We start from the raw sequence: 1,037 nt of genomic DNA on the forward strand, positions 1-1,037 counted from the left end.
AGCTCGGTCCCGGGGATCCTCTAGAGTCTGCTGGTTACCGCCGGAGAGCGAACCCGCCGCCTGGCCGGGGCCTTGCGTGCGGATGTCGAACTCGGCGATGCGCTCCTTGGCGAAGTCGTCGAGGATGCCGCGCCGAATGGTCCCCCAGCGGGAGAAGCCCGGGTCGTCGGAGCGGTCGAGGATGAGGTTCTCGGCGACCGAGAAGGCTCCGACGAGGCCATCCTCACCGCGGTCCTCGGGCACGAAGCCGACGCCGCTGGCCAGGACCTGGTTGACGCTGCGGCCGAGCAGTTCGGCACCGTCCAGGCGGATCGATCCGGTCGTGTGCGCGCTCAGACCCATGATCGCCTCGGCGAGCTCGGTCTGGCCGTTGCCCTGCACACCGGCGACGGCGAGGACCTCGCCGGGACGGACGTCGAAGCTGATGTCGTCGACGAGGACGACGCCATCGGCGCCGATGACGCGGAGGTCCCTGACCTCGAGGCCGCCCGAGCCGATCTGCGGAGGGTTCTTCTGGACGGTCAGCTCGACCGGTCGACCGACCATCATCGAGGCGAGTTCGGTGTTGGATGCGGTGGGTTCGGCCTCGCCGACCACCTTGCCGAGACGGATGACGGTGATGCGGTCGGCGACGGCGCGCACCTCGCGCAGCTTGTGCGTGATGAACACGATCGCCGTGCCCTCATCCCGCAGCTGCTTCATGATCGACATGAGCTCATCGGTCTCTTGCGGGGTGAGCACGGCGGTGGGCTCGTCGAAGACGAGGACCTTGGCATCGCGCGAGAGCGCCTTGATGATCTCGACGCGCTGCTGCACGCCGACCGGCAGATCACCGACGAGGGCATCGGGATCGACGTCGAACCCGAAACGCGCGGCGACGGCGCGCACGTGCGCCCGCGCGGCGGCGAGGTCGAGGGATCCCATGACGCCGGTCTGCTCATGACCGAGCATGACGTTCTCGGCGACCGTGAAGACCGGGATGAGCATGAAGTGCTGGTGCACCATGCCGACTCTAGAGGATCCCCGGGACCGAGCTC

General features: G+C 68.3%; 1 protein-coding gene. It reads right to left on the bottom strand.

Annotation, left to right across the window (positions count from 1 at the left end):
• Nucleotides 1-1,037: ABC transporter ATP-binding protein (locus I5I_RS08950; RefSeq protein ID WP_036318447.1), on the bottom strand; the 1,037-nt coding region annotated here is incomplete at both ends.

Origin of the sequence: Microbacterium sp. B24 (genome assembly GCF_000333415.1) — a bacterium.
GTDB lineage: Bacteria > Actinomycetota > Actinomycetes > Actinomycetales > Microbacteriaceae > Microbacterium.